Consider the following 25546-nt stretch of genomic DNA (forward strand, 5'->3'; position numbering starts at 1 on the left):
AATGAGTGACAAATCAACCTCTCGACTACGTCTGCTGTTCGGGACACTGAACCCGCTCGGCATGCCGCTGCGCCAGAAGATCGGGTTGCTCGGGCTGGCGTTCCTGATCGCGATCCCGCTGCTGGTCTCGCTGCCGGTCGTCGGGCAGTTCGTGGTCCTGATCATGCCGGCCAGCTCCTGGGAACTCGGGCTGTACAACGTGGCGGCCGCGCTCTTTTTCGCCATGTTCGCGATGAGCTGGGACGCCGTCTCCGGCTACACCGGCGAGATCAGCTTCGGGCACGGCCTGTTCTTCGCGGTCGGCGGCTACACGTCCGCGATGTTGAACATGGGCCACGGGCTCTCGCCGTGGGTCTCGATCCTCGGCGGCGTCTTGCTGGCCGCGGTGGCCGGCGTCCTGATCGGCGTGCCGGCCCTGCGAATCGAGGGGCCGTACCTGTCGCTGGTGACGCTGGTCGCACCGCTCATCCTGCTCCAGTTGTTCATCTACATGAGCGACATCTTCGGCGGCGAGCAGGGTCTCGGGAACCCCGACAATCTCGTCGGACTCGGCTTCGTGAGCAACTACTTCCTCGCGCTCGGGCTGTTCCTCGCCGTGTTCGTCCTGCTATGGGCGCTCACGCGCTCGAACACGGGAGCCATCCTGACCGCGATCCGGGAAGACGAGGACGCCGTCTCGGCCGCGGGGCTGAGCACGGCGAAGTTCAAGATTTTCGCGTTCGTCCTCAGCGGTGCGATCGGTGGCCTGGCCGGCGCGGCGTACGTCCACACGCCGGTCGGCTCGCCGACGCCCTCGGAGCTGATGTCGGTCATCATCAACGTCGAGGTCATCATCGCGGCCGTGCTGGGCGGGATGGGGACCATCGTCGGCGCGGCCCTCGGCGGCCTGTTCGTCGCCATGGTGCCCGACTACCTGAATCTCATCGAGTTCACCGTCCCGGTGATCGGGAAGTCCATCTCGGAGATGTCCTTTTTCCTGTTCGCCATCGTGACGCTGGTCCTGCTGAACATCTTCCCCGGCGGCGTCCTCCGCTGGGGGATCGCGCTGGGCCGGCGCGCGACCGGGCGCACCGGCGGTGAGGAAGGCATGGCGGCCGACGGGGGTCAGTCCCCCGACGAGGGCGGCACCGATCCGGTCGAACAGACTATCGAACGCTATCAGGAGTACTACGACAACATGTTCGGAGGTGACGACGAATGAGCGCCGACACGAGGGCAGAGGAAGCGGCGACCGGGACGGCCGACGAGGGCGTCCGGGCCGACGACGGAATCCTCGCCGTCGACGGCCTGCGCAAGGAGTTCGGCGGCCTGGTGGCCGTCGACGACCTCTCCTTCGCGGTGCAGGAACAGGAGATCCTGGGCTTCATCGGCCCCAACGGCGCGGGCAAGTCGACGACGTTCAACTGCGTGACGGGCACGTACCCCCCGACCGACGGCACCGTCTGGTACAAGGGCGAAGACGTGACCGGCACGCCGCCACACCAGATGGTCAAACGCGGGATGGCCCGGACATTCCAGTCGTTCGCGCCGCTGGAGGACCGGAGCGTCCTGAAAAACGTCGCGCTCTCGATGATGGACGACAGGCTCGTCACGACCGACGGACTGCTCGGCGAGTTCCACGCCGAGGCGCGCGCGATCTGTGAACGGGTCGGTCTCGGCGACCGGCTTCACCAGACGCCCGCGGAACTCCCTCACGCCGGGATGCTCCGACTGGAACTCGGCCGCGCGCTCGGGACCGACCCCGACCTGTTGCTGGTCGACGAACCCTTCGCCGGCCTCTCGGGCCCCGAGGTCGAGAGCGTCTCCGACCTCCTGCTCGAACTGCGTGACGAGGGCATGACGCTCGTCGTCGTCGACCACAACATGCGCGGACTCCTGCAGCTGATCGACCGCGCGATCGTGATCAACTTCGGGTCGCTGCTCGCGGAGGGTACGCCCGACGAGATCACGGAGAACCCCGACGTGCAGGAGGCCTACCTCGGAGGTGGTCTCGAATGAGTTCCGACGCCGAGGGCGAATCGAGAGCAGTGGTCGACTCGGGCGTCGCCGGCGACCCGATCCTCTCCGTCAATGACGTTCACGTCTCCTACGGAAAGGTACAGGCGCTCAACGGCGTCGATCTGGAGATCGGCAAAGGCGAGTTGATCTCGGTCATCGGCCCCAACGGCGCGGGCAAGACGACGCTGGCCAACTCGATCTCCGGCTTTCTCCCATACGACGGGTCGATCACCTACGACGGCGACGAGGTCGGCGAGAACGATCCGGAGGAACTCGTCGAGGACGGACTCATACAGTGTACCGAGAAACGGGATCTGTTCGGGTTCATGTCCGTCGAGGACAACCTCGATCTCGGGACCTACGTCCGGGGCGACTACGAGGAACGTCTGGAGTTCGTCTACGACCTGTTCCCGACGCTGGAAGAGCGCAAGGACCAGCACGCACACACGATGTCGGGCGGGGAACAGCAGATGCTCGCCATCGGCCGTGCGCTGATGAGCGATCCGGAACTGCTGGTGCTGGACGAACCGACGCTCGGACTCGCGCCGGTCATCTTAGAGGACATCAGCGAAGGGATCGACCGCATCCAGGAGGAAGGCGTCACCATCCTGCTCTGTGAGCAGAACGTCACCTTCGCGATGAACCACGCCGACCGGATCAACCTGCTCGAAAACGGCGAGATCGTCCGCCAGGGACCACCCGAAGAACTTCGCGACGACGACTACATCCGGGAGTCGTATCTGGGCGGTTAGGGCCGACCGCGTCGGCCACCTTCCGTTGTAAAATCAACCGTGTCACTCGGTTCCGTTGTTAGCGTCTGACAGGAAAACGGGAAACGATGGTGATGGATAAGACAACTATTTTAATCACGTCAGCCGTTGGTTTCTACGGATGACAAACCTCGTAAACGACGTGGCCGAGACGGTCGCAGAACACCCCGAACAGACCGCTATCTCGTTCCGGGACACCGAGATCTCCTACGAGGCGTTCTGGCACCGGACCGGGCAACTCGCGGCCGCACTGCGGGACGCAGGCGTCGAACCCGGTGACCGCGTCGGCGTCTACCTGCCGAACCTCCCGCAGTTCGTCACCTCCTACTACGGCGTGCTCCGGGCCGGTGGGGCCGTCGTGCCGATGAACCCCCAGTACAAGGCCCGCGAGATCAGCCACATGCTCGAGGACAGCGAGGCGAAAGTCGTCGTCTCGCTGGCGGATCTCGTCCCGTTCGTCCGGGAAGTACAGGACGACACGAACGTCACGGAGATCGTCAGCGTCGGCGGCGATGCCGAGGGTGCGACCGAGTTCGACGCCTTCCTCGCCGACGAACCGATGGAGACCGTCGAGCGGGCGGACGACGACGTGGCCGCCCAGCCCTACACCAGCGGCACCACGGGCACGCCGAAGGGCGTCCTCCTGACCCACCGCAACCTCGGGTGGATGAGCCGCCACGCCGACGACATCATGGAGGAGGAGATCGGGCCGCAGGACAAACTGCTGGGCGTCCTGCCCCTGTTCCACATCTACGGCATGACGGTCGTGATGAACGCCGGACTCTACGGCGGCGCGACCTACTACCCGCTGCCCGAGTGGGACGCCGAGACGGCGATGGGCCTGATCCAGTCGGAGGGGCTGACGATCATGCACGGCGTGCCGGCGATGTACAACGACATGATCAACAACCCCAACGCGAGCGACTACGACCTCTCCAGCCTCCGCTTTACGAACTCCGGGGGCAGCAGCTGTCCGATCGAGGTCATCGAACGCTTCGAGGAGATCTTCGGCGTGCAGCTCAACGAGGGGTACGGGCTCACCGAGACCAGTCCGATCACTCACGCCAACCGCCCCGGCGCGCGCCGGAAGGGTGCGATCGGCCAGCCGATCCCCGGCGTCGACGCCAAGATCGTGAACGAGGACTTCGAGGAGATGCCCCGCGTCGAGGAGGGTCCCATCGACGAAGAGGAGCACGATCTCGACGAGATCGTCGGCGAGGTCGTCGTCTCCGGCCCGAACGTCATGAAGGGCTACCACGATCGCCCCGGTGCGAACGCGGAGGCGTTCACAGAGGTCGACGGGAAGACGTGGTTCCACACCGAGGACCTGGGGTACTGGGACGAGGACGACTTCTTCTACGTCATCGACCGGGAGAAACACATGATCGTCACGGGCGGGTACAACGTCTATCCCCGTGAGGTCGAGGAACTCCTCTTCGAACACGAGGACGTGGCCGACGCCGCCGTCGTCGGCATCCCGGACGAGCGCCGTGGCGAGACGGTCAAGGCCTTCGTCGTCCCCAGACCCGACGCCGACGTGACGCCCGAGGAGATCAAGGAGTACTGTCTGGAGAACATGGCCGAGTACAAACACCCCCGCGAGGTCGAGTTCGTCGAGGAACTGCCCCGGACGACGACGGGCAAGGTCCAGAAGTTCGAACTCCGCGAGCGCGAAGAAGAGAACTGATCGGAATCGACGGGGTCAGGCCCTCGACTGCGCTCGTTTTCGGCAGGCACTGACGTGGTCGATGGCCGACGCCACGAGTTCGCCACGACGACCGTGGACCCGTTCGCGGAGGACGGTCAGCCGGTACTGGACGCGTTCGAGTCGGCCCTGATCGGGCATCCGTTCCTTCTCGGTCGCGAGGTACCACAGCTGCTCGGCGAGGTCGTCCAGTTCCTCCTCCATCCCGGTCTCGGGCGGCGTCTCGATGGCGGAAAGCAGCGCCCGGTTTGCCGCTTCGAGGTGTTCCCGTGTCATGTGTGTGGGTCGGGCTCGCAGTCCCAAAAGTGACCCTCACCGAGTCCGACGCGCTGGCTCCCGATCACGTGTCAGGGGCGGGCCCACGGCCGAACGCCTCGCGTGTGATCGCTTCGCCACAGACCACACAGCCGTTGGCGACGAGGAGCCGTCGAACCGCCGCGTCGACGACCGTTCGCTCCCCGCAGTGTGGACACTCGAACTCGAAGTCGGTCATCGGCCGTCGATTCGACGACTGCGGGACTAAAACACGCCCCACGATGCTGTGGGGAAAGTCGTGCCCCGACCCCGGGAAGCGACCCCTCGTCACTTAAACAACCACGACGTTTTGGTCGGGAAGCTACCGAGGGCCGGGTCGAAGGCTAGCCGACGCGTTCGCGTCGGAGACACCAGCATGTCACACGATCTCGAATCCGCGGTCGAGTCGGCGCTGGGGCAGGTACAGAACCCGTCGCTGGGAAGCGACGTGTACGAGGCCGGGCTGATCCACGATCTGGCGGTGGAGGACGGCGACGTGACCGTGGCCCTCGATCAGACGGCCGTCGATCCGACGATGGCCCGCGGGGTCGCCGACGCCGTGGTCAGCGCGGTCGGCGGCGTCGACGGCGTGAACGAGGTGTCCGTCCGGCGGGTCTCCCCGCAGTCACCCGGCAGGCAACGCGGCGGTGCTGGGCACCCGGCAGGCAACGCGGCGGGCAGCCAGGCAGCGACGAACGGACACGCGGCAGGCGGTCACCACGGGCCCGGCGCCGGTCACCACGACCACGCGGAACACGGTCACGAGGCCGGCGGGGACGACGAAGCCGGCGCGTTCGCGGATATCGACCGGGTGATCGCGGTCGCGAGCGCGAAAGGCGGCGTCGGGAAGTCCACGGTCGCGGTCCAGCTCGCCTGTGCGCTGGCCGAGGACGACGACGTGGGGATCTTCGACGCCGACCTCTACGGGCCGAACGTCCCGACGCTGCTCGACGTGGACGGCCCGGTCCGCGCGGGGGCGGACGACCGGCCACAGCCGGTCGAGACTGGCGGCGTCGAGGTGATGAGTACGGGGCTGATGAACGATAGCCAGCCGCTGGCCTGGCGCGGGTCGGTCGCTCACGACGTGGTGACGGATCTCGCCGAGACCACGGACTGGACCGACCGGGACGTGCTCGTGCTGGACCTGCCGCCGGGGACCGGCGACGTGCCGCTCTCGATATTGCAGGAGACGAGCGTCGACGGCGTGGTGTTCGTGACGACGCCGTTCCAGTCGAGCGTGGCCGACACCCGCCGTAGCGTCGAGTTGTTCGCCGACGAGGGGGTGCCGGTGCTGGGAACGGTCCTGAACATGGCCAGTCACACCTGTCCCGAGTGCGGGGACGAGCACCCGCTGTTCGACGGCGGCGATGCCGACGACCTCGACGTGCCGGTCCTCGCGGAACTCCCCTTCACCGACGAGGTACAGGCCACGGCCGTCCCCGGCGAGGTCCCGGAGTCGTTCGACGAGCTGGCCGAGCGCGTCACCGAGCGACTGGCCGAAGTCGGAGGGATCGAGGTGGACGACAACGACGCGGTCGACGTTCGGGGACTCGACTCCGAGGCGCGCTACGACGCCGTCGAGGAGGGGTTCACGTCGGTCGACTCTGGCGAGGCGTTCTACCTCGTGAGCGACCGCGATCCGACGCCAGTCCGGGAGTTCCTCGGCGACCTCGCGGGTGTCGACGATCCGGTACTCGCTTTCCAGCCGTTCGAGGTCGAAAAGCGGGACGCAGAGACGTGGGTGTTGCGGACGAGACGGCCCTGAGAAGCGGTCAGATAGCTGTTTGTCTCCTCCTCACTCCGGGTCGACGATGGCGTCCAGTACTTTCGACTGGGCGATGGCGAGGTGTTCGGTGAACGTCGAGAGCGTGATGCCGAGTTCCTCGGCCACGTGGCTGGCGTTGGCCTCGCGGGGGTGCTCGAAGTAGCCCATCTCGTAGGCGGTCTCGAGGACCTCCCGCTGGCGGTCGGTGAGCCGGCTCCGGTCGACGAGGACGAGGTTCTCCTCGTCCACGTCGCCGGACTGGCTGAGGTGTTTCAGCCGGACGCCCTCGTAACGCTCCCGGAGCTCCGAGACGATCTCGCGGACCTGCGCCACGTCGGGCGCGTAGAAGGTCAGGTGGAGCCGGCCGTCCTCGGCCCGGACGTTCTGTAACGGAGAGCCCTGCAACTCGACGGTTTCACAGGCACAGGGGTCGGTCCAGTCGCGGTCGAATCGGTAGCGGGTCCGCCCGTCCGTCTCGAAGACGGGATCCACGTCCGCCCGGTTGAGGTCGGCCTCGACGGTGAACTCCTCGGTCACGTCCCCGTCGCCCGCCCTGTTCCAGGTGACTGATTCGACGGACTGGTCGGTTTCAGCCGATACCTCGCCCGCCGGACAGCCACCCGGGGCGTCGATCGCCATCGCGATCTGGAGACCGGTCGCGCTCATAATCCCCTCTCGGTGCTCCCACAGTATTGGGGTACTCCCGGACACGTTCGGGTCTATCGACCGAGACCGGCCGAACTGGGCCGGGCGACCCGCCGCTGGCAAAAAACCCCCCGGAGTTTTGGCTCCACACTGATCCCCGATCGGCCGGTAGGTACAGGTGCAACCGAATGCGGGTTCGGTTGCTGGATAGTTCGGGATCAGCGGACCTCACGAACCGGTCCGACGAAGCGTCCACTGCCACCGAACGGCTCCGACCGTTCGGCACGTTGGCGGTCCGAGTGCTGGTGTCCTCCGCCTCGGCTGTGCCGGGAACCATCCCGGCACGCACACCTATTTCGGGCCGACGGCACATATCTATCAGGTACTTTATCAAAATCACACTTTAAGCAGCTAGTATGACGGATAACGTATAGTAGAGAAGGAATACGTCTTTCGTACTTCGAATTATAAAGATATCCTAAATTAGGTGTTACGGCTCTATATAAGTGTATCGCCGAACGTTTTCCCGTACGTTCCAGTCTTCTGAGAACACGCTCGCGGAGTCAAATGTGTGCGAGCGAATCGTCCGGTGTATGATAGCAGTGCATGGTGGACGGACGACCGCGGCACAGGAGGTGACCCATGTCCCTCTCGCGGCGTGAGTTCCTCGCGGCGGCGGGGACAGGCGCAGTGGGGGCATTGGTCGGTGACGCCTGGTCGGCGACCCAGGCCGTCGAACCGGTGACCAGCGTGGACAACCCGCTCAGGTCCTACCCCAACAGGGACTGGGAGCGGGTCTACCACGAGATCTACGAGTACGACGCGGTGGACTGGACGGTCTGTCACCCCAACTGTACCCAGTCGTGCGCGCTGAACTTCTACATGAAAAACGGGGTGCCGATCAGGGCCGAACAGATCTACCACCAGGAGGAGGGCAGTCCCGGCCCCGGCGGTCCGGGCGGCTACGAGGAGGCCGACGTGAGCCGCCACTGGAACCCGCGCGGGTGTATGAAGGGGCTGACCCTCCACCGGCGGACCTTCGAGCCGAGCCGGATCAAGTACCCCATGGTCCGGAAGGGGTGGGACCCCGAGGACCCGAGCCCGGAGGGGCGGGGGGAAGACGAGTTCGAGCGCGTCTCCTGGGACGAGGCGATCGACCTGATCGCCGAGAAGATGGCCAATCTGGAGGACAACAAGCGCTTCCACGTCTTCAACGCCATCAAGGCCGACGGGCTGATCACCCGGCACGGCTCGGCGCGGCGGCTGGCCTCCATCTTCGGGGGCTGTGAGTGGACCGAGTACGACTGGTACGCCGACCTGCCGCCGGGACACGTCATCACGACGGGGTACCAGACCTCAGACGCCGACGCGTCGGCCTGGCGGAAGGCCGACTTCACGATCATGCAGGGGAAGAACCTGATCCACAACAAGCTCGCGGACAACCACTGGCTCCAGGAGACCCGCGAGCGCGGCGGGAAGATGGTCGGCGTCTACCCCGACTACTCCCCGACGGTCCAGAAGTGCGATCGCTGGCTCCCCGTCCGCCCCGGCAGCGACCCCGCCTTCGCGCTCGGGATCGCGAACGTCATAATCACCGAACAGCTGTACGACGAGGAGTTCATGCGGCAGTTCACGACACTGCCGCTTTTGATTCGCCAGGACGACGGGAAGTACCTGCGCGCACACGAGGTGTTCGAGGACCACGAGCCGCCGGCCGAGGACGTGGAGGACCAGCACGAACACGACGACTGGGGCGACTTCGTGGCGCTCGATCAGAACGGCGAACTCGTCGCGATCACCCGCGAGGAGGTCGGCGAGGAGACTCCGGCAACGCCCCGGCTGGAGGTCGACCGCGAGGTGACCCTCGCCGACGGCGACTCCGTGTCCGTTCACACCGACTTCACGCGCCAGAAGGCCAACATCCTGGAGAACTACGACCCCGAGACCGTCGAGGATATCACGACGATCCCCGCCGAGGGGCTCCGGAAGACCGCCCGCGAACTGGCCGCCGCCGAGAAGGCCCAGTGGTTCACTGGCGAGGGAATCAACCACTGGTTCCACAGCAACGACTCGCTCCAGCGGACGATCTTCTTCGTCCAGTCGATGCTGGGCAACATCGGCGAGGCCGGCGCGGGCTACTACAACTACTCCGGCCAGTACAAGATCGAACTGCTGGACGGCTATCCCACCTACGTCAACCCGGACGGCCACGCGGCCCACGGGATGTACCCGGGCTATGCCTTCGCCTTCTTCGGCGGGGAGACGCTGGACGCCCACCAGATCCGCGGGGACTTCGACGAGGACCTCGACCTCGTCCCGCAGGGCGACGCGGACGAGCCGGTGCTGCCGGAGAACGCCGACTCCTACACGATGTCCCGGCCGGCCGTGCTGTGGACGATGAACTGCAACCTGCTGAACCAGACCAAACACCAGCAACACGTCGTCGAGAACTTCGTCAAGCACCCCGACACGGGTAACGAACTGTTCGTCGTCTCGGACATGCACATGACGTACTCGGCCCGGCACGCCGACATCGTCCTGCCCGTGCACTCCTGGCTCGAATGCGAGTACCCGGACATCACGGTCGGGCCGGAGAACCCCTTCCTGCACATGGACCACGGCGTCATGGACCCCATCTACGACACCAAGCAGGACGGGGAGATCGTCGCGCTGGTCGCGGAGAAACTCGACGAGAAGATCCCGCCCGAGGAGCGCAACGTCGACTCCTACCGGGAGTACTTCCACAAGTTCCTCGACGACGACGAGGACGTGCGGGACTACATCCAGCAGACCCTCGATGCCGGGATGACCACCCGCGACATCGACGTCGAGGACATCGAGGACGGCCCGGAACGGCTCCAGCTGAAGACCTACCCGCGGATCCCCTTCTGGTCACAGATCCACGAGGACCGGCCGTTCTACACCAAGACCGGTCGGATGGAGTTCCACAAGGAGGAGGATCGGTTCCTCGAACTCGGTCGCGCGGATCTGGACCACATCGAGAGCCCGGAGGGGACGCCGTACGGTCGCAACCAGAAGTGGGACGAGGCAAAAGACGAGGAGAACCCGATCTACCACGATCAGGAGTACCAGTTCTACTACAACACGCCCCACCCGAAGTACCGGACTCACTCCTCGTGGGGCATGACGGACTGGAACCTGCTCTGGTCGGCCAGGGACTTCGGGTCGACCAGCGCCGACCCCGATGGGACCGACCGACTCGTCGAGGACTTCTCGTTCCCGGAGGGTGACGGCGAGACCAACGACACGCCGCCGCTGGGCGAGGCCTTCGTCGAGATCCACCCAGAGGACGCCGAAGACATAGACGTCGAGACCGGCGACTACGTCCGGATCAGCGGGCTCCGCGGGAGTCTCGTCGTCCGTGCGATGGTGAGCGAACGGATGCGCCCCCGCTCGGCCGGCGACATGGGCCAGCTCACCATCTGGCACGGCTGGTGGCCCCAGCACTTCCCGGACGACGAGGAGAACCCCGACAGCGAGAAGGGGTACAACGTGACGACGAACATCTGGCTCGACCCCGCCCAGGAGACCGACGACCTCGTCCACAAGGCGGTGTTCGGCGACCCCAACATCTCCGACGTGGTCGAGGACGACATCGTCTGGAAGGGTGCCGAACTGGAACACGGCTACGAGGAGACCGTCTGGGCACCGACCGGCACCAACCGCGACGACCTCGTGGAGGTCGAGAAGTACGAGGCGGCCGACTGGCGGCCCGGCGACGCGCGCAAGGACGACCTGATGCAGGACTACATTGGAGGGTCGCTGCAGGGAGGTGACAGCTAATGCCAGACGTCTACAACCCCCAGCTCGGTCGCGAGCAGAGCTACCCCTACGAACACCGCGAGGAGGAGCGCGACTGGCACTGGGGCATGGTCATCAACACGAACCGCTGTATCAACTGCAACACCTGCTCCTTCGCCTGTAAGTCCACCTGGACCTCGGGCAAGGGACAGGAGTACATGTGGTGGATGAACGTCGAGACCGAGCCCTACGGCGGCTACCCGATGGGCTGGGACATGCGCCTGCTCGACGACCTCGAAGAAGGACAGACCATCTTCGAGGCCGCCGAGGACGACGAGCGTGTCAAGGGCTACATAGCTCAAAAGGAAGACTGGGAGTACCCCGCACTCGGCGACGACTCCGTCCACGGCGAGTACCCCGAGGACGAGGTCGTCGAGAGCGACGTCGAGGAGGGCGAGTACCACGACATCTGGCAGTTCTACCTGCCCCGCCTCTGTAACCACTGCAAGAACCCGGCCTGTCTCGCGGCCTGCCCGCGACAGGCCGTGTACAAGCGCGACGACGGCATCGTCCTGATCGACCAGGAACGCTGTCGGGGCTACCGCCGCTGTGTCAAGGCCTGTCCGTACCACAAGCCGATGTTCAACGCCGAGACCGGCGTCACGGAGAAACCCATCGGCTGTTACCCGCGCATCGAGGACGGCAACGTCCCACGGTGTGTCTCCTCGTGTATCGGGAAGACCCGGCTCCACGGGAACATCAACCGCGGGCCGGACGCCCCCTCGCCTGGCGGGACGGCTCCCGGCGGTCGGAGCCCGATCAACTACCTCGTCAAGTCCGACGAGAAGATCGCGCTGCCGCTCTACCCGCAGTTCGGCACCCAGCCGCAGGTGTTCTACATGCCGCCCTACCACGTCCCGCCGGAGTTCCTGACCCAGATGTTCACGCCGAACACGGAGGAGAAACACAACGACTGGCCGGGCGACACCTACGAGGAGAGCATCGAGATCGTCCAGCAGCGCGTCAGGGATCCGAGCCACGAGGTGCTGGGCATCCTCCAGCTGTTCGGGGCGACGACCCGGATGATCGAGACGTACGAGGTCACGGACACGCGGGTCAAGGGCTGGGACCCCGACGGCGAGAAGGTCGTCGACATCCCCATCGAGGAGCCCATGGAGATCCGCGAGGGCGAACAGTGGACCAACCAGCCCTGAGGTGATCAGGATGAGTGACTACACTTTCCCCGACGACGGGACCGACACGGATCGCCACGGGGCCCGGGCTGCGCTGTACGGCGCGCTGGCCGGCGTCTTCGTCTACCCGGACGACGAGGTGCTCGCGGACCTCACAGCGCCCGAGGCCGCCGAGGGCATCCGCGCGGCCGCCGAGACCCTCGGACTCGTCGAGGAGGCCGAACGCCTGCTCGACGCGCTCGACGAGACCGACGCCGAGTCCCTCGAATCGAGCTACAACGGCCTGTTCGGGTTGCCCACCGACGGCGGCAGCTACGAGGTGGTGCCCTACGAGGCCGAATACACCGTCGGCGACGACGTGAGCCTCGCCCAGCGCCGGATCGCGACCGTCGCCGGCCTGCTGGAGGCGTTCGATCTGGAGCGGTCGCCCGACTTCGCCGAGCGTCACGACCACCTCGCGCTGGAACTGGAACTCGCCCAGATCCTCGCGGCCCAGCGGGCGGCCTCGCTGGCCGCCGACGCCGAGGACCGGGCGGCCGACCTCGAACGGATCGAGGCCGCGCTGCTCGACAATCACCTCTCGGATTTCCTGCCGTCGCTGGCGATCGACCTGCGGGCGGCGACCGACGATCCGGTGTATCTGGCGGCCGCCGACCTCGCGGAGAAACTGGTCGGAGCGGACCACGCCGCGCACCCGCCGAGTGACGTGGACGCGGACGCAGACCTCTCCGGTCCGGCGGGGGTGAGCGCGCGATGAGAGAGCGCCTTCCCGACCGGCTCCGCACGGCGCTGGAACTACCGGGCCGTGCGGCCGCGCGGCTGGACGACTACCCGCCGGCCCTGTCCGCGCTGGCGGTGGCGCTCGCGGCCGGCGTGTTCGCCGTCGGCCTCGTCGTCGCCGCACAGGCCGGCCTGGCGATGGCGGTCACGGGCGGGAGTCAGCCGGTGGCCCAGACGTCGACGGTCCCGATGGACGTGGACGCGTCGAACTGGCAGGACGCGCCGAGGCGGACGGTCACGCTGTACGAACAGCAGATGGCGCTCCCCTACGGCGGCGGGAGCGTCGGCGAGGTCGACGTGAAAGCGATGACCAACGACACCCACGTCGGCTTCCGACTGACCTACGACGATCCGACGCGGGACCTGGCGCTCGACCGGCCGGGGAACTACAGCGACGCCGCGGCGGTGATGCTGCGCACCGGCGAGCAACCGCCGATCACGATGGGCGCGAGTGGCCAGCCCGTCGACATCTGGTACTGGCGGGCCAGCTGGCAGTACGCGAACGACAGCGCTGAGGGGGCGGGCGACATGTACAGCTACCCCCACCCGGACAACGAGACCCGACCCGGAACTGCGGCCGGGAACCCGATTTCGCAGGCCACCTACGACGACTTCGGCCAGAACTACTACGCGAAGGGCTTCGGCTCGCTGAGTGACGCGCCGACGCAGACCGTGCGGGCGAACGGCGAGCGGACCGAGGACGGCTGGCAGGTCGTGTTCGTCCGCGAGCGCGACACCGAGGGTCAGTACGACGCGACGTTCGGCACGGACGAACCCGTCTACCTCGCCTGGGCGGTCTGGAACGGGAGCGCCGACGAGGTCAACGGCAAGAAGTCGGTCTCGCTGGAGTTCACGAAGCTGACGAGCGACGGCTCGCAACTCGTCGCCGCGGACAGCGGCCCCGGCGACGGGACGCCCACGCCGACGGAGAACGCCACGACGACTACCGGGAGCGGTGACGGCCTGCTCGGCGGTGACCTCGGCAGCTACCTCGTGATGCTCGTGCTGGCGACCGGCCTCGCGTGGCTGTACAGTTACCGGAAGTTCGGAGGTGAACAATGACCGACTTCGCGATGGAGAGCGCCCGCGGTCGGGCGCTGGACGACGGTGACGGATCGATCTCCGAGGCGCGGCTCCGTACCGCCCTCTCGGACGAGGACGCCGGGACACGCCGCGACGCGGCCCTCGCGCTACTCGACCGCGCGCGGGACACCGGCGTCGCCGACGAGACCCGGAAGGCGCTGGCGGCTGGCGCACGTACCGACGACGACCCGGACGTCCGCCAGTTCGCCGTCGAGGCGCTGGGCGCGGCCGGCGGACCGGTCTCGGCGCTTGCGGCCGCGCTCTCGGACGACGACGAGTGGGTCCGCGCCGAGGCGGTCGTCGCCCTCTCCCGCGTCGAGGGGGACGTTTCCGAGCCGATCCGGACGGCGGCCGACGACGACAGCGGCTGGGTCCGACGCAACGCGGTCATCGCGCTGGGCAAGCGCGAGGCCGCGAGCTGGGACCTGCTCGCCGACCGGCTCAAGAACGACCCGCACCCGCCGGTCCGGGAGTACGCGGCGGCGTTCCTCCCGGGGTACGCCGACGCGGCCGGCGACGAGGACGCCGTGCGACTGCTGGCGGCCGTGCTGGCCCGCGACCAGAACGCCTTCGTCCGCGCGAAGGCCGCCGTCTCGCTGGGTGACTTCGGGACCGACCGTGCCCAGCAGGCACTGGAGGAACAGGGCCTGCAGGACCGATCGGACGACGTGCAGCGGGCCGCGAAGCGCGCGCTGGCCCGCGCCCGCGGCGAGGACCCCGACGACGTCGACGTGTCGGACTGCGGCCCGGACGTGCCAGGTGGCGAACTGGCCCCGGACGGGACCAGCACCCACCCGGACGTACCGGGACAGGGCGGATCGAGCGGACGACAGCCGAGCGGCCCCGGCCCGTCTCCCTCGCGCGAGGGAATGGGCGGTTCGAACCGGCCGCGCCCGAACGACGGCCCGGGAGGGCCGGGCTACTGAGGGGATACCCATGACCGACACGGACACCAGCACCGACGAATCGCTCGCGGTATCGATCCCGGACGAACACGCCGGCGCGTTCGTCGCCGAGGTCTTCGAGGACGCCGAGCGCTCGACGACGTGGGAGGATGCCGTCGACGCGATGGTCGCCCCCTCGGCGCGCGACGCCTGGGAGGAACTCTCCCCGAAGGAGCAGGTGATCGAGGTCCTGCAGAAGGCCGACGAGTACGACGAGCGCGCGGCCGAGCTACTCGAAGACGTGCCGCTCCGCGGGAGCGACCCCTCGCCGGAGACCCGGGAGACCTTCGAGGACGCGCTGCGGATCCGTCGCAACGCCGACGTGTTGCGCGACGGCATCGCCGACGCGTACGCGTCGGGGGTGATCGACGGCGACGAACTGGAGGCGGCCGTCGAGGCGGTCGGGTACGACACCGAGACCATCGCCCGCCGCGAAGACGTGCTGGAGGACGTGGCCAGCGTCTACGAACTCGACTTCCGGCCCTACGGCGGCACGCTCATCCAGGAGGAGGGCGACGGCGCGGGGACGACCGAGGCCGACGCGTGGTAGGCTGCCTGAGGCCCGGTAGCTTACCCCGCGACAGCGTCCACGACTCGCTCGCCGCCGAGGTGGACGAGGTACAGCAGCGTGACGGAGACGGCGATGAACGCCGCGTCTTCGACCGTCGAGAGCAGACCGAGCGAGACGATCAGCGTCGTCGCACAGGCCGGCGCGTGTTCGGTCCCGGTCGCGCGCATCCCCGCCGTCGTCAGCACGACCGAGACGACGGCGCTCGTGATGAGACGGAACTGCCCTGCGGAGTAGGCGGGTTCGGCCGGGACGATGGCGAGCCCGCTGGCGATGGTGTGGTAGGCGATCAGCCCGGCGACGATGCCGATCAGGTGGCCGCCGATCACGCGCCGCCCTGTCTGGATCTCGGTGTGGACCGTCGCGAGCAGGTACGCGGTCGGGCCGAGGCTGGGGAAGACGAACGCCTCGCCGGTCACCCACGCCAGCGTGCCGGTCACGACGAGCAAGACGCCGGCGTAGCCGGCATCGACGAGTGGTCGTGCGCGCGTGAACGCGGCCCAGCCGAACGACGACTCCTGCATCCGTCGCCCACTGGCCGGTTCAGGGGTTTATGGCTGACGAATCGAGCGGGTGAAAACTGGCCGGACGGTCGGTTCGGAACGTCGCTCCCGCGAGTCGCGCCGTCACTCGTCCAGCACGATGTCGGCGAACTCGGGTGCCCCGTTCTCGTACTCTGGGGACTCGTCGGAGTCGCGGAACCGTCGGACGCTCTCGACGACCTCCGTGACGTCGGCGGCGTGTGCGATCCCGTCGATGCTCTTTTGCTCCGCTTCCTCTGCGAGTGCCTCCTGGAACGGCAGGAACGGGTAGATCACGCAGGGGGTGCCCGCGACGACCGTGTCCGCGATCGAGGAGAAGCCGGTACAGACGACCACGTCTGCGGCCCCCGTGTATGGCGTCATCGCCGGCGTGATGTCCCAGTCGTCGTCGGTGACCGACCGGACGTGCAACCCGTCGGCTTCGAGGCGCTCCCGAATCTCGTCGAAGTTCTCCCCGTGCGTGCCGGGGTTGATGAGCACGTCGAAGGGTTCGACCTCCTCCTCCACCTTGCCCTCCTGCGCGAGTGGGCCGACCCGGGTGATACCCTCGGGATCCGGCTCGTCGGCCCACAACGACGTGACGATGATCCCCTCCGCGAACTGCAGTGAGATCTTGTTGTATATCGCCAGCGGTCCCCGCCAGACCGGGTCCAGCAGGTCCTCCGTCAGGTGGTCGATCCGGTAGAACTCGATGCCCAGTTTGGCCGCCGCCAGCCCCGCGAACACGTCGTCGGTGATCAGCGTGTCCGGGTCCTCCGTCTCGAGCCACTGATAGACCTCTTTCATCCGCTTGGCCGCGGAGGGGACCAGATCGAACGCCGTGTGTTCCAGAAACTCGACGGGGGTACTCCCCTCGACCGTCACCGTGGTGAGGCCGGGGTGGTCGAAGCCGTTGATCTCGACGAACTTCTTGCCCTTCCCGCCGCCGGCCATCGCGACGTCGACGCCGCGGGACTGGAGTTCCTTCGCGACCGGGATGGCCCTGGCCGCGTGGCCCGCGCCGTCACACCAGTAGACTATCGCGACTTTCTCCGTCATACCCCCCACAAGACCCCTGTCGGATAAATCGCATGTGGTTCCGATCGGGCGGCCGATAGAAGTCACAGTTACTAATACGCCCCCGACGTGGGATCCGCCATGGAAGACGTCGCTACGGGGACGAAAAACGTCGTGTTCCTCGTTCTGGACTCGCTGCGGAAGGATCGGACCTCCGTCTACAACGAGGACGTCGACTTCACGGGCCACATGCAGGAACTCGCGGACTCGGGCGTCGTCTTCGATGACGCCGTCACGCAGGCCCCGTGGACGCTCCCGTCGCACGCGTCGATGTTCACCGGCGAGTACCCGTGGGATCACGGGACGACTCACGCCAGAAGCTACTTCGACGGCCGGGACACGTTCGTCACGGCGTTCGCCGACGCGGGGTACTCGACCGCGGCCATCACCCCGAACGTCTGGATCACGCCCCACAAGGGCATGACCGACGACTTCGATCACGTCGAGAACTTCCTCGGGAAGGCCGACAATCCGGTGAGCGTCAAACTCTCGCGGCTCGGGGCGAAGCTGTTCGACACACTCGGCGATGGTACGCGTCGCGTGCTGGGCCGCCAGCTCGACCGCATCTTCAGGCTGTTCGGCGTCGACGACTCGACGAAATCCGAGGAGACCGTGGGGGCGGTCGAGGAGTACCTCGACGCCCGGGGCGCGGACGGGGAGGACTTCTTCCTCTACGTCAATCTGATGGAACCACACGAACCGTACCATCCCCCGACGTCCTACAAGGATCGCCACGGCGTGACCGACGAGTCGGCGATTCCCCACCGGCAGAAGGACATGTTCACGAAGGAGGACATCGACTTCGACGAGCTCCGGAAGGTCTACGACGCCTCCGTGGACTACACGGACGACCTCGTGGGGCGGATCACCGACGCGCTCGAAGCCAACGACCTCGACGAGGACACCGTCGTGGTGGTGCTATCCGACCACGGGCAGGCCCTCGGCGAGGACGGCGAACAGTTCGGCCACCAGTTCACCGTCTCCGAACCGGTCGTGAACACGGTGTTACTGGTCGACCACCCGGATCTCGATCCGGACCGCGAGGACCGACCGATCGAACTCCGGCGGCTCCACGACCTGGTGCCCTACTACGCCGGCATCGCGGACCGTCCCGAGGGGGTTTTCAGTGAGACGGTAAAAGGCGGCATCGAGTACCCCGAGAACTTCACGGGCTACATCCCGCGGGACCGCTGGGACGAGTACTACCGGAAGCTCAGGTACGCCAAACGCGACGGGCGGAAAGTCGTCAAGTCGGTCGGCGAGGACGGCGACGCGCACTACGACGCCTACGACCTCACGACCGACACCGAAATTCCGGTTCCGGACGACCTCAGAGCAGCGGTCGACGAGATCGGATCGGCCGAGACCGCCGGCGAGGACGGCGACCCCGACCACGAGATGGACGAGGAAGTCGAAAAACGGCTCGAAGAACTGGGCTACAAGTAACCTATACCGGGACATGCACGGACCCACACAGCCGACCGAACCGCGCCCACGAGAGCGTCACCCTCCCGAGAGCCGCTGGAACTCGCTCGGAACGGGGTCGGGACGCGGACCCGTCACCAACCGACGGGAGACCCGTCGGGGACCGAACCCGTCGGCGGAGACCATGGAGGGGTGTCGATGCGACTCCCGATAACCATCGGCTGGAAGGGGGCGGCCTGGTTCGGCGTCACTGGCCTCCTGTTCGCCATACTGCTCTATCTGGCGGACCTCGGCAAGTTCCTGTCGTCGATCGGTCGGGCCGATCCCGTGCTGTTCACCATCGCAGTCGTCGTCGGGTTCTCGTCGTTGCTGGTCTGGGCACTGGTCTGGCACCGGTACTTCCGGCGGATGGAGATCGACACGACGCTCTCACGAACCGTCCGAATGTTCCTCACGGGGCACTTCCTGAACTCGATCACCCCGCTCGGACAGTTCGGCGGGGAGCCGATCATGGCCTACATCGTCTCCGACAACACCGACACCGACTACGAGACGTCGCTCGCGTGTGTCGTCTCGGCCGACATCCTGAACGCCACGCCCTTCTTCACGTTCACGCTCGGCGGGCTCCTCTATCTCGCCGTGTTCGGGTCGATAGAGGGATTGCTCGTCGATATCGCGATCCTCTCGGTCCTGATCGTCCTCGCCGGCGGGCTCGTGGCGTACCTGCTGTGGTCGGAGAACGGCGTGCTCGGAGCCGCCGTGAACCGACTCCTGACCGCCGTCGGGAGCCGGTTCGATCGCGCCGAATCCTTCGTCCGGTCGTTGAAAGAGCGCGTCGACCGGATCGAGGAGGCGTTTCAGGAGGCCGGGAGCGATCCCCGCTTCCTGCTGACGACCGCCGGCGTCTCTCACCTCGCGATCGTCGCACAGATCGTCTCGCTGTACTTCGTCTTCCTGTCGATCGGTCTCGAACCCGACTTCGTCCCGCTGTACCTCATCGTGAACCTCTCTGTGCTCGCCACCCTGTCACCGACGCCCGGCGGATCGGGGACCTACGAGGTGGCCTTTTCGGCGCTGGTGACGCTGTTTTTCCCGGTCGAACTGGCGACGGCGGTGACGGCCGCCGTGCTGTTCCGGCTGACGACCTACTGGCCCGGCCTGCTCGTCGGCTACGTGTCCATGCTGACGTTGCGGAGCCGACCGACCCCCGACGGGGCTGGATAGGACTCCGGCACGCCGAACCCCGCCTCGCGCAATCGCTCGCGGCCCCCGGTGAGCCGCTCGACCCAGTCCCGTCCGGCGTCGGTGAGTGCCGTCGCGGCGTACCTGATCGGCGTTCCCCGGACCGTCCGGTCACCGAGATCGTAGGACGCCCGGGCGTAGCTATCGGCGGCCGCGGGCGCGGAGAAGTCGATGCGGTCCGGCAGCGAGACGTAGGGGAGGTCGCGCTCGACGGCCATGCTCCGGTAGACGAACGCGGCGTCCAGATCACCACGTTCGAGGACGTTCGCGAGGTCCGTCTCGGGGAGGATCCGGGACTCGGCGAGCGCGCGGTCGGCGTCGAGCGACTCCTCGTCGGCGGCCAGTCGGAGCGCCATCACCGTCCGGTAGCCCAGCGGGTCGACCGCGGGGTCGGTCCGGCCGACCGCGACCGCCGATCGCTGGACGGCCCTCGCCCAGTCCGAACGGATAGCCGCCTCGTGCGCGGAATCGGGGTTGTAGGCTACCACCAGCGCGTTCGTCGCGAACGCCGTCACCTCCGTCGCGATCCCCTCGAACAGCCGCGGGTCGGCGAGTGCGACCGCGTCCGGGTCGCGAAGGCCGTCCCTGACCAGCTGTCGCGCGGCGACGCTCCCGTGGGCCTCGACTGACGCGCCGGGAACCCCCGAGGCGACGCTCAGCAGACTCCCAGCGACCAGTGCGGACGGTTTTTGCGCTCCGTCGTGGGCCACACCGCCGTACACCGCCGTTCCGATCCCGCCCGCGACAGTCGTGGTACCCATCCCGACGAGCAAATCCCGACGTGTCAGATTCATCGTCTTTTCTACGGGGGGGTTGTAACTACAATCGGCAACGTTCGATCGGTTCTGTGGTCGAATATCGTTTCGGCCACGGTATAAATGTGGCCCCGAACGTCGTTCACCCAGGGGCGTTCCCGGAGGCTGGAAACGCCCTGTCGTTTATATTTGAGTGTCGGTCGCAGTTGGTTGTATGTACGCGAGCACGACGCTCCTGGCCGCTGCGAAGGCGGTGACGCTGCTGTTCGGCGGGATACTTACGCTGCTGTCGGCCAGAGCGTATCGACGGACGGGATCGCCGGCTCTGCGTGCGCTGGCCGTCGGCATCGGACTCGTCACCGTGGGAGCCATCCTCGGCGGCGTCCTCCACCGGATACTCGGACTGACGCTGCAGACGAGCGCGACGCTCCAGAGCGTGTTCACCGCCTTCGGGTTCGGTGTCCTCCTCTACTCGCTGTACACGGAATCGCCGACGCCGTCACGCGAACGACGGTCGGGACATCGGCCCGGCGACGACTGACCTGCCGGTCACCGAAATAAGAAGCGTCGACTGCTAGTCGAGCAGTTCGTCGAGGCTGTCGGCGTGGGACTGCAGGAGCGCCAGTCCGTCGGCGGTCAACGTGTATCGGTTCGTCCGCTTGTCGATCTCCCCGCGTTCGACGAGTCCGAGTTCGACGAGCTCGTCGAGGTTCGGGTAGAGGCGACCGTGGTTCACGTCGTCGTCGTATCGGTCCTCGAGGTGGCGCTTGATCGCCAGTCCGTAACTGTCCTCGTCGCTCGACTCCAGTCGTCGCAGGATGATGAGTACGTCCCGCTGGAACGCACTCAGGTCCGGGTACGTTACGTCGGTCGTGGTGCTGGATTCGCCTTCGGTCATCTGAGATCACTCGGCCCACCGTCACACCGCACCGCCCGTCCGCTCACTCGGGAGCGGAACCGTTCTCTATCAACAATCCTGTTTGTAGCACACTTAATTGTTACCACAACGGTCGCCAGCGAACCGCGTTCGTATATCGTGAGGCGACTGTAAAATGAAAATGAATTATACTGCTGCAGTCACTACGGTAGGACGATGCAGCCGCCCCTGGCCTCCTGGATGACGCCGGTCGACCGCGACGTGCTGGAGGTGCTCCGCAACGGAAACGAACGGGAGCTCGTTCTCACACCCGGCGTAATCGCGGCCAACACCGAGTGGAAACGACAGACCGTCCGTGAGCACCTCCTCCAGCTATCGGACGAACGACTGGTCGCGTACCACGACGAGACGCGCGCCCTCTACCAGTTGACCGACCGCGGCCGGCGATACCTCCGTGGCGATCTCGCAGCCGAGGCGCTCGAAGCCGACGACTGACCCGCAACAACTCGGCCGGTATCCGAAAGAAAGGAGTTCATAAGACCCTCCGGAGTATCGCCGCACGGACATGATCGAGCCCCTCCTGCGGCTGGTCCTCGGCGTCGGTATCAGCGTCCTCGCGGTGCTGGTCGCGCTCCCGGTGACGCTCGCCCTCGCGCGAGCCTTCCGCCGAACCCTCGGAGGTAACTCCGTCCGGCGCGTCTGTGATCGACTCGGCGGCGACGGCTGGACTTTCGAACTCGCCGACAAGGTGGAGACGGCCATCATCGGCGGGCTGATCGGCGGCGTCGTCTTCGCCAGCCTCAGCCCCGCCATCGGCCCCGCGATGTACGACTTCCACGTCGAGAGCGGCATCGTCGACAGCCCGACCCCCGACGTCGAAGTCCACCAGCTGGAAGTCCCCGACCGGGAACTCCAGGAGCGGTACAACCTCAGCGCAGGCAACTACACCGCCTACGAAGTCGAACTCGCCAACCCGGACCAGCGGACCCTCCAGAACTTCGACCTCAACGTCCGATTCCCCGGCTGTGTCGAACGCTCGGAGCTCGGGGCAACCAACTTCGGCACCGCTCTCGTCTCCAACCAGACCGAGGAGATCCGGGTCGGCGAGTACACCAACCGCTCGGCCAACGCCACCTGCTACGGTGCGGTCGCCACAGAGGAGTTCCCGCCCGGCAAGGCCGCCCACGTTACCTTCGTCGTCGACGAGAACTCCTCCACCGACCGCACCCGTCTCTACGACGACCCGGGATCCGGGTCGGTCCTGCTCGCCGACTCGTTCTCCTGGGAGTACAACGGCCGCAGCTACTCCGACCCGGCGAAACTGACCCGGCAGTCTCTGGGGGCGAATCGAACGCAGCAGGCGTAGTCACTCCTGGCACGGACGTGATGGTGAGCGGTAGGGGTGGAATTTGAACCACGGTCGCTCTCGTTCGCTCGCTGACTCGCGGCTTCGCCGCTCGTCTACCGAGGCGCGATGCGCCTCGCACCGCTCGCTCACATCCCGCTCCCTGATTCAAATCCCACCTGCTGCTCTTCGTCTCGTTTTACTCGACGAAGGAGCCAGGGGTGGGATATCGAACCGAGTCCAGACGGTCCGGGGTGCTCACTTCGTTCGCTCCCGGGCTGCGACTGGCCGGGTTCAAATCCCACCAGCGGCTCTACGTCCTCGTAATACTCGGACGAAAGAGCCAGGGGTGGGATTTGAACCCACGAACTCCCGATTACAAGTCGGGTGCTTGGACCGCCCAAGCTCCCCTGGCACACTTTCGGATAGCGCCTACCCCTTTGAGTGATTATCGCTTTCCACCGACTTCTCCAGTTGCACCCTGTGGGGTTCGTACCCGTGCCGCCTGTAGAACCGCCGCGCCGCCTCGTTGGCGGCGAGCACCTCCAGCTTCACCGCATCGACGCCCCGCGCCGCCAGTTTTGCCTCGGCAGTCGCCATCAACTCGCTGCCGATCCCCCGGTCGCGGTACTCGGGACAGACGTAGAGGTTCTCTATGGTCCCCCGGGTCGCCGTCGTTGCCAGCAGTTCACTCCCCGCACTGAACATGACGAAGCCCAGCACGGTCCCGGGGTCGGCGTCGAACTCGTCGTCGGCTTCGGCGACGGCGACGTAGAGGCCGTCGGCGACGATGGCCCGGCGGGCGTTCTCACGGATCGTGTCGCGGTTCTCGCTCGCCCGGAGGTGCGAGCCGACGGCGCGCTGTTCCTCGGCCAGGTCGACCCAGAGGTCGGCGATGGCGTCGGCCGCGTCCGTGTCCGGGCGTTCGACGTTCACTCCTCGCGCAGCACCTCGACCGCCGGCAGTTCCCCGCCGGTGAGCAACCGGAGGGCCGCCCCGCCACCGGTGCTGACGTGGTCGAACCCCTCGATTCCCAGTTGCCGGAGCGACGCCGCGGTGTCGCCTCCGCCGACGATGCTGTACTCGGCGTTGGTCGCCGCGCCGAATATCTCGCGGGTCCCGTGGGCGAACTGCTCCTCTTCGAACACGCCCGGCGGACCGTTCAGGATGGCCGTGCCGGCGGTCTCGAACACGTCCGCGTAGGCGGCCGCGGTGTTCGTCCCCACGTCTAGCGCCGGCGCGTCGACCGGCAATTCGTCGACGGTGACTTCGACGCGCTCGCCGTCCTGATCGACGGCCACGTCCTCTGGGACGTGGATCTTCTCGCCGTGCTCGGCGAGCAGGTCCTCGGCCCGCTCGACGGCGGTCGCGTCGCGGTCGGTGATCGCGTTCATCGACGGCTCGCCGATGTCGACCCCGCTGGCCGCGAGGAAGGCGTTGCCGGTCATCCCGCTCGTGAGGATCTCGTCGGCCAGTCCGCGGTCGAGGACGCTCTCGGCCACGTCGAAGGCGTCGGCGATTTTCGCACCGCCGAGCGCGTACACGCGTGGTCGCGGGGTGTCCTCGATGTTGCTCAGTACGTCGAGTTCCCGTTCCATGACCCGGCCGGCGTAGCTGTCGACCCGCATCGGCAGGCCGACGATGGAGGGCTGTGAGCGGTGGGCCGCGGCGAACGCGTCGTTGACGAACGCGTCGACGACCGGGGCCAGCCGGTCGACGAGGAAGGTCTCGGCGGCCTCCTCGGGCGGGAACTCCATGTACTCCTCGCTGTAGAAGCGGGTGTTCTCCAGCAGGACCGCCTCGCCCGAATCGAGGGCCGCGATGGCCTCGCGGGCGTCCGCGGAGAAGGTGGCGTCGCAGTACGATATCGGGTGGTCGAGTAATTCGCCGAGGCGGTCGGCGTGGTCTTCGAGTGTCGCGAACTCGTCGCCCCCGGGGCGGCCCTGGTGGGCGAGGACGGCGAGTTTGCCGCCACGGTCGAGCAGTTCCTGCAGCGTGCCGACGTGCGCGTGCAGCCGGGCGTCGTCGGCGAGGCGTCCGTCCTCGTCCAACGGGCTGTTGATGTCGACGCGCACCCCCACCGTCGTACCGTCGACGGCGAGGTCGGACAACGTCGGTATTCCCATGCTCCCCTCTCCCGCTCGGTAGAGGATATGTGTTTTGTTGTGGGGCGGGCCGGTTGAATGCGGACCGTCCCCCGACCGCGAAGGCGCTACACGTTCTTGCAGTCGCTACAGACCAGCTGCCCGTTGAACGTCGAGAGGTCGCGGCTCAGCGACCCACATAGCTCACAGATCCCCTGGTTCGAGTACTCCTCGTCGCCCGCCGCCCCGGAACCGGCCGTGGCGGCTACGGCCTCGACGGTCGACCCGCTACTTGTCTCGGGCCGCTCGCTCTCGACGCCGGGATCGAGCGTCGAAGCGGTCACCACGTCGTGTTCGGTGATCACGCCGGCCAGTTCGTCGCCCTCCGTCACGAGGAGGTGGCGCGAATCGGTCCCGGACATCCGATCGGTCGCGGCGGCCAGCGTCTCTCCCGGACCGACCGTCGGCGCGTTGTTCTGCATCACGTCCGCGACGGTCACCGACGCCAGATCGCCCCGTTCGACCGCTGTTTCGAGGACATCGCGCTGGGTGACCATCCCGATGGGGTCGGTCCCGCGCAACACGACGACCGTCTCGACGTCCTCTTCTAACATCAGCGCGGCCGTCTCCGCGAGCCCGTCGCCCTCGCTCGCGCCGACGTAGTCCCGTCGCATCACCTGTCCGACCGTGACGTTGCCGTTCATGTGCTACAC

The 25546-nt window shown here is 66.8% G+C and carries 26 protein-coding genes and 1 tRNA gene; 16 read left to right on the forward strand and 11 right to left on the reverse strand.

Annotated features, from left to right (window positions below; translation table 11 throughout):
- Position 1 precedes the first annotated feature (1 nt).
- From BV210_RS14700 to BV210_RS14715, 4 genes are all read left to right on the forward strand, one after another.
- Positions 2-1201, forward strand: a complete 1200-nt coding sequence (locus BV210_RS14700; RefSeq protein ID WP_084802644.1) for a branched-chain amino acid ABC transporter permease — start codon at positions 2-4, stop codon at positions 1199-1201.
- Positions 1198-1998, forward strand: a complete 801-nt coding sequence (locus tag BV210_RS14705) for an ABC transporter ATP-binding protein (RefSeq protein ID WP_077207379.1) — start codon at positions 1198-1200, stop codon at positions 1996-1998. The genes BV210_RS14700 and BV210_RS14705 overlap by 4 nt, the downstream gene beginning before the upstream one ends.
- Positions 1995-2750 (forward strand): ABC transporter ATP-binding protein, encoded by a 756-nt coding sequence (locus tag BV210_RS14710; RefSeq protein WP_084802645.1) that lies wholly within the window; start codon positions 1995-1997, stop codon positions 2748-2750. Before BV210_RS14705 ends, BV210_RS14710 begins: the two co-directional genes overlap by 4 nt.
- Positions 2751-2889: 139 nt before the next feature.
- A complete protein-coding gene (locus tag BV210_RS14715) occupies positions 2890-4455 on the forward strand; it encodes a long-chain fatty acid--CoA ligase (RefSeq protein WP_077207380.1) in 1566 nt (521 codons plus the stop codon).
- A 15-nt stretch (positions 4456-4470) separates the two neighbouring features.
- Here the strand turns inward: BV210_RS14715 and BV210_RS14720 are convergent, their stop codons facing one another.
- Together BV210_RS14720 and BV210_RS20315 are read right to left on the reverse strand one after the other, a co-directional pair.
- Positions 4471-4749 carry a hypothetical protein gene (locus tag BV210_RS14720; protein WP_077207381.1) on the reverse strand — a complete coding sequence of 93 codons (279 nt, stop codon included), beginning with the start codon at positions 4747-4749 and terminating at the stop codon, positions 4471-4473.
- Between the two features lie 64 nt (positions 4750-4813).
- Complete coding sequence (locus BV210_RS20315; protein ID WP_172824906.1) at positions 4814-4966, reverse strand: hypothetical protein; 153 nt, start codon at positions 4964-4966, stop codon at positions 4814-4816.
- Between the two features lie 177 nt (positions 4967-5143).
- On the opposite strand from BV210_RS20315, the gene BV210_RS14725 reads away from it, so the two are divergent.
- The gene (locus BV210_RS14725) at positions 5144-6532 is read left to right on the forward strand and encodes a P-loop NTPase (protein WP_077207382.1); all 1389 of its coding nucleotides are present in this window, start codon (positions 5144-5146) and stop codon (positions 6530-6532) included.
- Between the two features lie 30 nt (positions 6533-6562).
- Here the strand turns inward: BV210_RS14725 and BV210_RS14730 are convergent, their stop codons facing one another.
- Positions 6563-7198 carry a helix-turn-helix domain-containing protein gene (locus tag BV210_RS14730; RefSeq protein WP_077207383.1) on the reverse strand — a complete coding sequence of 212 codons (636 nt, stop codon included), beginning with the start codon at positions 7196-7198 and terminating at the stop codon, positions 6563-6565.
- A gap of 621 nt (positions 7199-7819) precedes the next feature.
- Here BV210_RS14730 and BV210_RS14735 point away from each other — a divergent pair.
- Genes BV210_RS14735 through BV210_RS14760 form a run of 6 tightly spaced genes read left to right on the forward strand, consistent with a single transcriptional unit; the run spans position 7820 to position 15489 of the window.
- Positions 7820-10981: a molybdopterin-dependent oxidoreductase gene (locus tag BV210_RS14735; RefSeq protein ID WP_077207384.1), complete on the forward strand. Its 3162-nt coding sequence runs from the start codon at positions 7820-7822 to the stop codon at positions 10979-10981.
- A complete protein-coding gene (locus BV210_RS14740) occupies positions 10981-12153 on the forward strand; it encodes a 4Fe-4S dicluster domain-containing protein (RefSeq protein WP_077207385.1) in 1173 nt (390 codons plus the stop codon). Before BV210_RS14735 ends, BV210_RS14740 begins: the two co-directional genes overlap by 1 nt.
- 10 nt (positions 12154-12163) lie before the next feature.
- Entirely contained in the window at positions 12164-12889 is a 726-nt protein-coding gene (locus tag BV210_RS14745; protein ID WP_077207386.1) for a molecular chaperone, read from the forward strand.
- Positions 12886-13974 carry an ethylbenzene dehydrogenase-related protein gene (locus tag BV210_RS14750; RefSeq protein WP_084802646.1) on the forward strand — a complete coding sequence of 363 codons (1089 nt, stop codon included), beginning with the start codon at positions 12886-12888 and terminating at the stop codon, positions 13972-13974. The genes BV210_RS14745 and BV210_RS14750 overlap by 4 nt, the downstream gene beginning before the upstream one ends.
- On the forward strand, positions 13971-14921 hold the full coding sequence (locus BV210_RS14755; RefSeq protein ID WP_077207387.1) for a HEAT repeat domain-containing protein: 951 nt from the start codon (positions 13971-13973) through the stop codon (positions 14919-14921). The genes BV210_RS14750 and BV210_RS14755 overlap by 4 nt, the downstream gene beginning before the upstream one ends.
- Before the next feature lie 10 nt (positions 14922-14931).
- A complete protein-coding gene (locus BV210_RS14760) occupies positions 14932-15489 on the forward strand; it encodes a hypothetical protein (RefSeq protein ID WP_077207388.1) in 558 nt (185 codons plus the stop codon).
- 20 nt (positions 15490-15509) lie between these two features.
- Here BV210_RS14760 and BV210_RS14765 read toward each other — a convergent pair whose 3' ends face one another.
- Complete coding sequence (locus BV210_RS14765) at positions 15510-16031, reverse strand: HPP family protein (protein WP_084802647.1); 522 nt, start codon at positions 16029-16031, stop codon at positions 15510-15512.
- Positions 16032-16133: 102 nt separating this feature from the next.
- Positions 16134-17087 carry a glycosyltransferase gene (locus tag BV210_RS14770; RefSeq protein WP_077207389.1) on the reverse strand — a complete coding sequence of 318 codons (954 nt, stop codon included), beginning with the start codon at positions 17085-17087 and terminating at the stop codon, positions 16134-16136.
- Positions 17088-17186: 99 nt separating this feature from the next.
- Here BV210_RS14770 and BV210_RS14775 point away from each other — a divergent pair, with 99 nt between their 5' ends.
- Positions 17187-18551, forward strand: coding sequence for a sulfatase (locus BV210_RS14775; protein WP_077207390.1), 1365 nt, complete (start codon positions 17187-17189; stop codon positions 18549-18551).
- 177 nt (positions 18552-18728) lie between these two features.
- A complete protein-coding gene (locus tag BV210_RS14780; protein ID WP_157526043.1) occupies positions 18729-19754 on the forward strand; it encodes a lysylphosphatidylglycerol synthase transmembrane domain-containing protein in 1026 nt (341 codons plus the stop codon).
- Here the strand turns inward: BV210_RS14780 and BV210_RS14785 are convergent.
- Entirely contained in the window at positions 19700-20566 is an 867-nt protein-coding gene (locus BV210_RS14785; RefSeq protein ID WP_077207392.1) for an extracellular solute-binding protein, read from the reverse strand. The genes BV210_RS14780 and BV210_RS14785 overlap by 55 nt on opposite strands.
- 175 nt (positions 20567-20741) lie before the next feature.
- Between BV210_RS14785 and BV210_RS14790 the strand changes: the two genes are divergently transcribed.
- A complete protein-coding gene (locus BV210_RS14790; protein ID WP_077207393.1) occupies positions 20742-21068 on the forward strand; it encodes a hypothetical protein in 327 nt (108 codons plus the stop codon).
- Between the two features lie 33 nt (positions 21069-21101).
- On the opposite strand, the gene BV210_RS14795 is transcribed toward BV210_RS14790, so the two are convergent.
- Positions 21102-21425, reverse strand: coding sequence for a PadR family transcriptional regulator (locus BV210_RS14795; RefSeq protein ID WP_077207394.1), 324 nt, complete (start codon positions 21423-21425; stop codon positions 21102-21104).
- Between the two features lie 195 nt (positions 21426-21620).
- Here BV210_RS14795 and BV210_RS14800 point away from each other — a divergent pair, with 195 nt between their 5' ends.
- A complete protein-coding gene (locus BV210_RS14800; protein WP_216640627.1) occupies positions 21621-21899 on the forward strand; it encodes an ArsR family transcriptional regulator in 279 nt (92 codons plus the stop codon).
- 70 nt (positions 21900-21969) lie between these two features.
- Positions 21970-22770 carry a hypothetical protein gene (locus BV210_RS14805; protein ID WP_077207395.1) on the forward strand — a complete coding sequence of 267 codons (801 nt, stop codon included), beginning with the start codon at positions 21970-21972 and terminating at the stop codon, positions 22768-22770.
- Positions 22771-23090: 320 nt separating this feature from the next.
- Here the strand turns inward: BV210_RS14805 and BV210_RS14810 are convergent.
- From BV210_RS14810 to BV210_RS14825, 4 genes are all read right to left on the reverse strand, one after another.
- A tRNA-Thr gene (locus tag BV210_RS14810) sits at positions 23091-23164 on the reverse strand.
- Between the two features lie 17 nt (positions 23165-23181).
- Positions 23182-23685, reverse strand: coding sequence for an N-acetyltransferase (locus BV210_RS14815; RefSeq protein ID WP_077207396.1), 504 nt, complete (start codon positions 23683-23685; stop codon positions 23182-23184).
- Positions 23682-24875 carry a phosphoglycerate kinase gene (locus BV210_RS14820; RefSeq protein ID WP_077207397.1) on the reverse strand — a complete coding sequence of 398 codons (1194 nt, stop codon included), beginning with the start codon at positions 24873-24875 and terminating at the stop codon, positions 23682-23684. Before BV210_RS14820 ends, BV210_RS14815 begins: the two co-directional genes overlap by 4 nt.
- A gap of 86 nt (positions 24876-24961) precedes the next feature.
- On the reverse strand, positions 24962-25537 hold the full coding sequence (locus BV210_RS14825; RefSeq protein WP_077207398.1) for a cyclic nucleotide-binding/CBS domain-containing protein: 576 nt from the start codon (positions 25535-25537) through the stop codon (positions 24962-24964).
- Between the last annotated feature and the right edge of the window lie 9 nt (positions 25538-25546).

It is taken from the genome of Halorientalis sp. IM1011, assembly GCF_001989615.1.
Taxonomy (GTDB): Archaea; Halobacteriota; Halobacteria; order Halobacteriales; family Haloarculaceae; genus Halorientalis.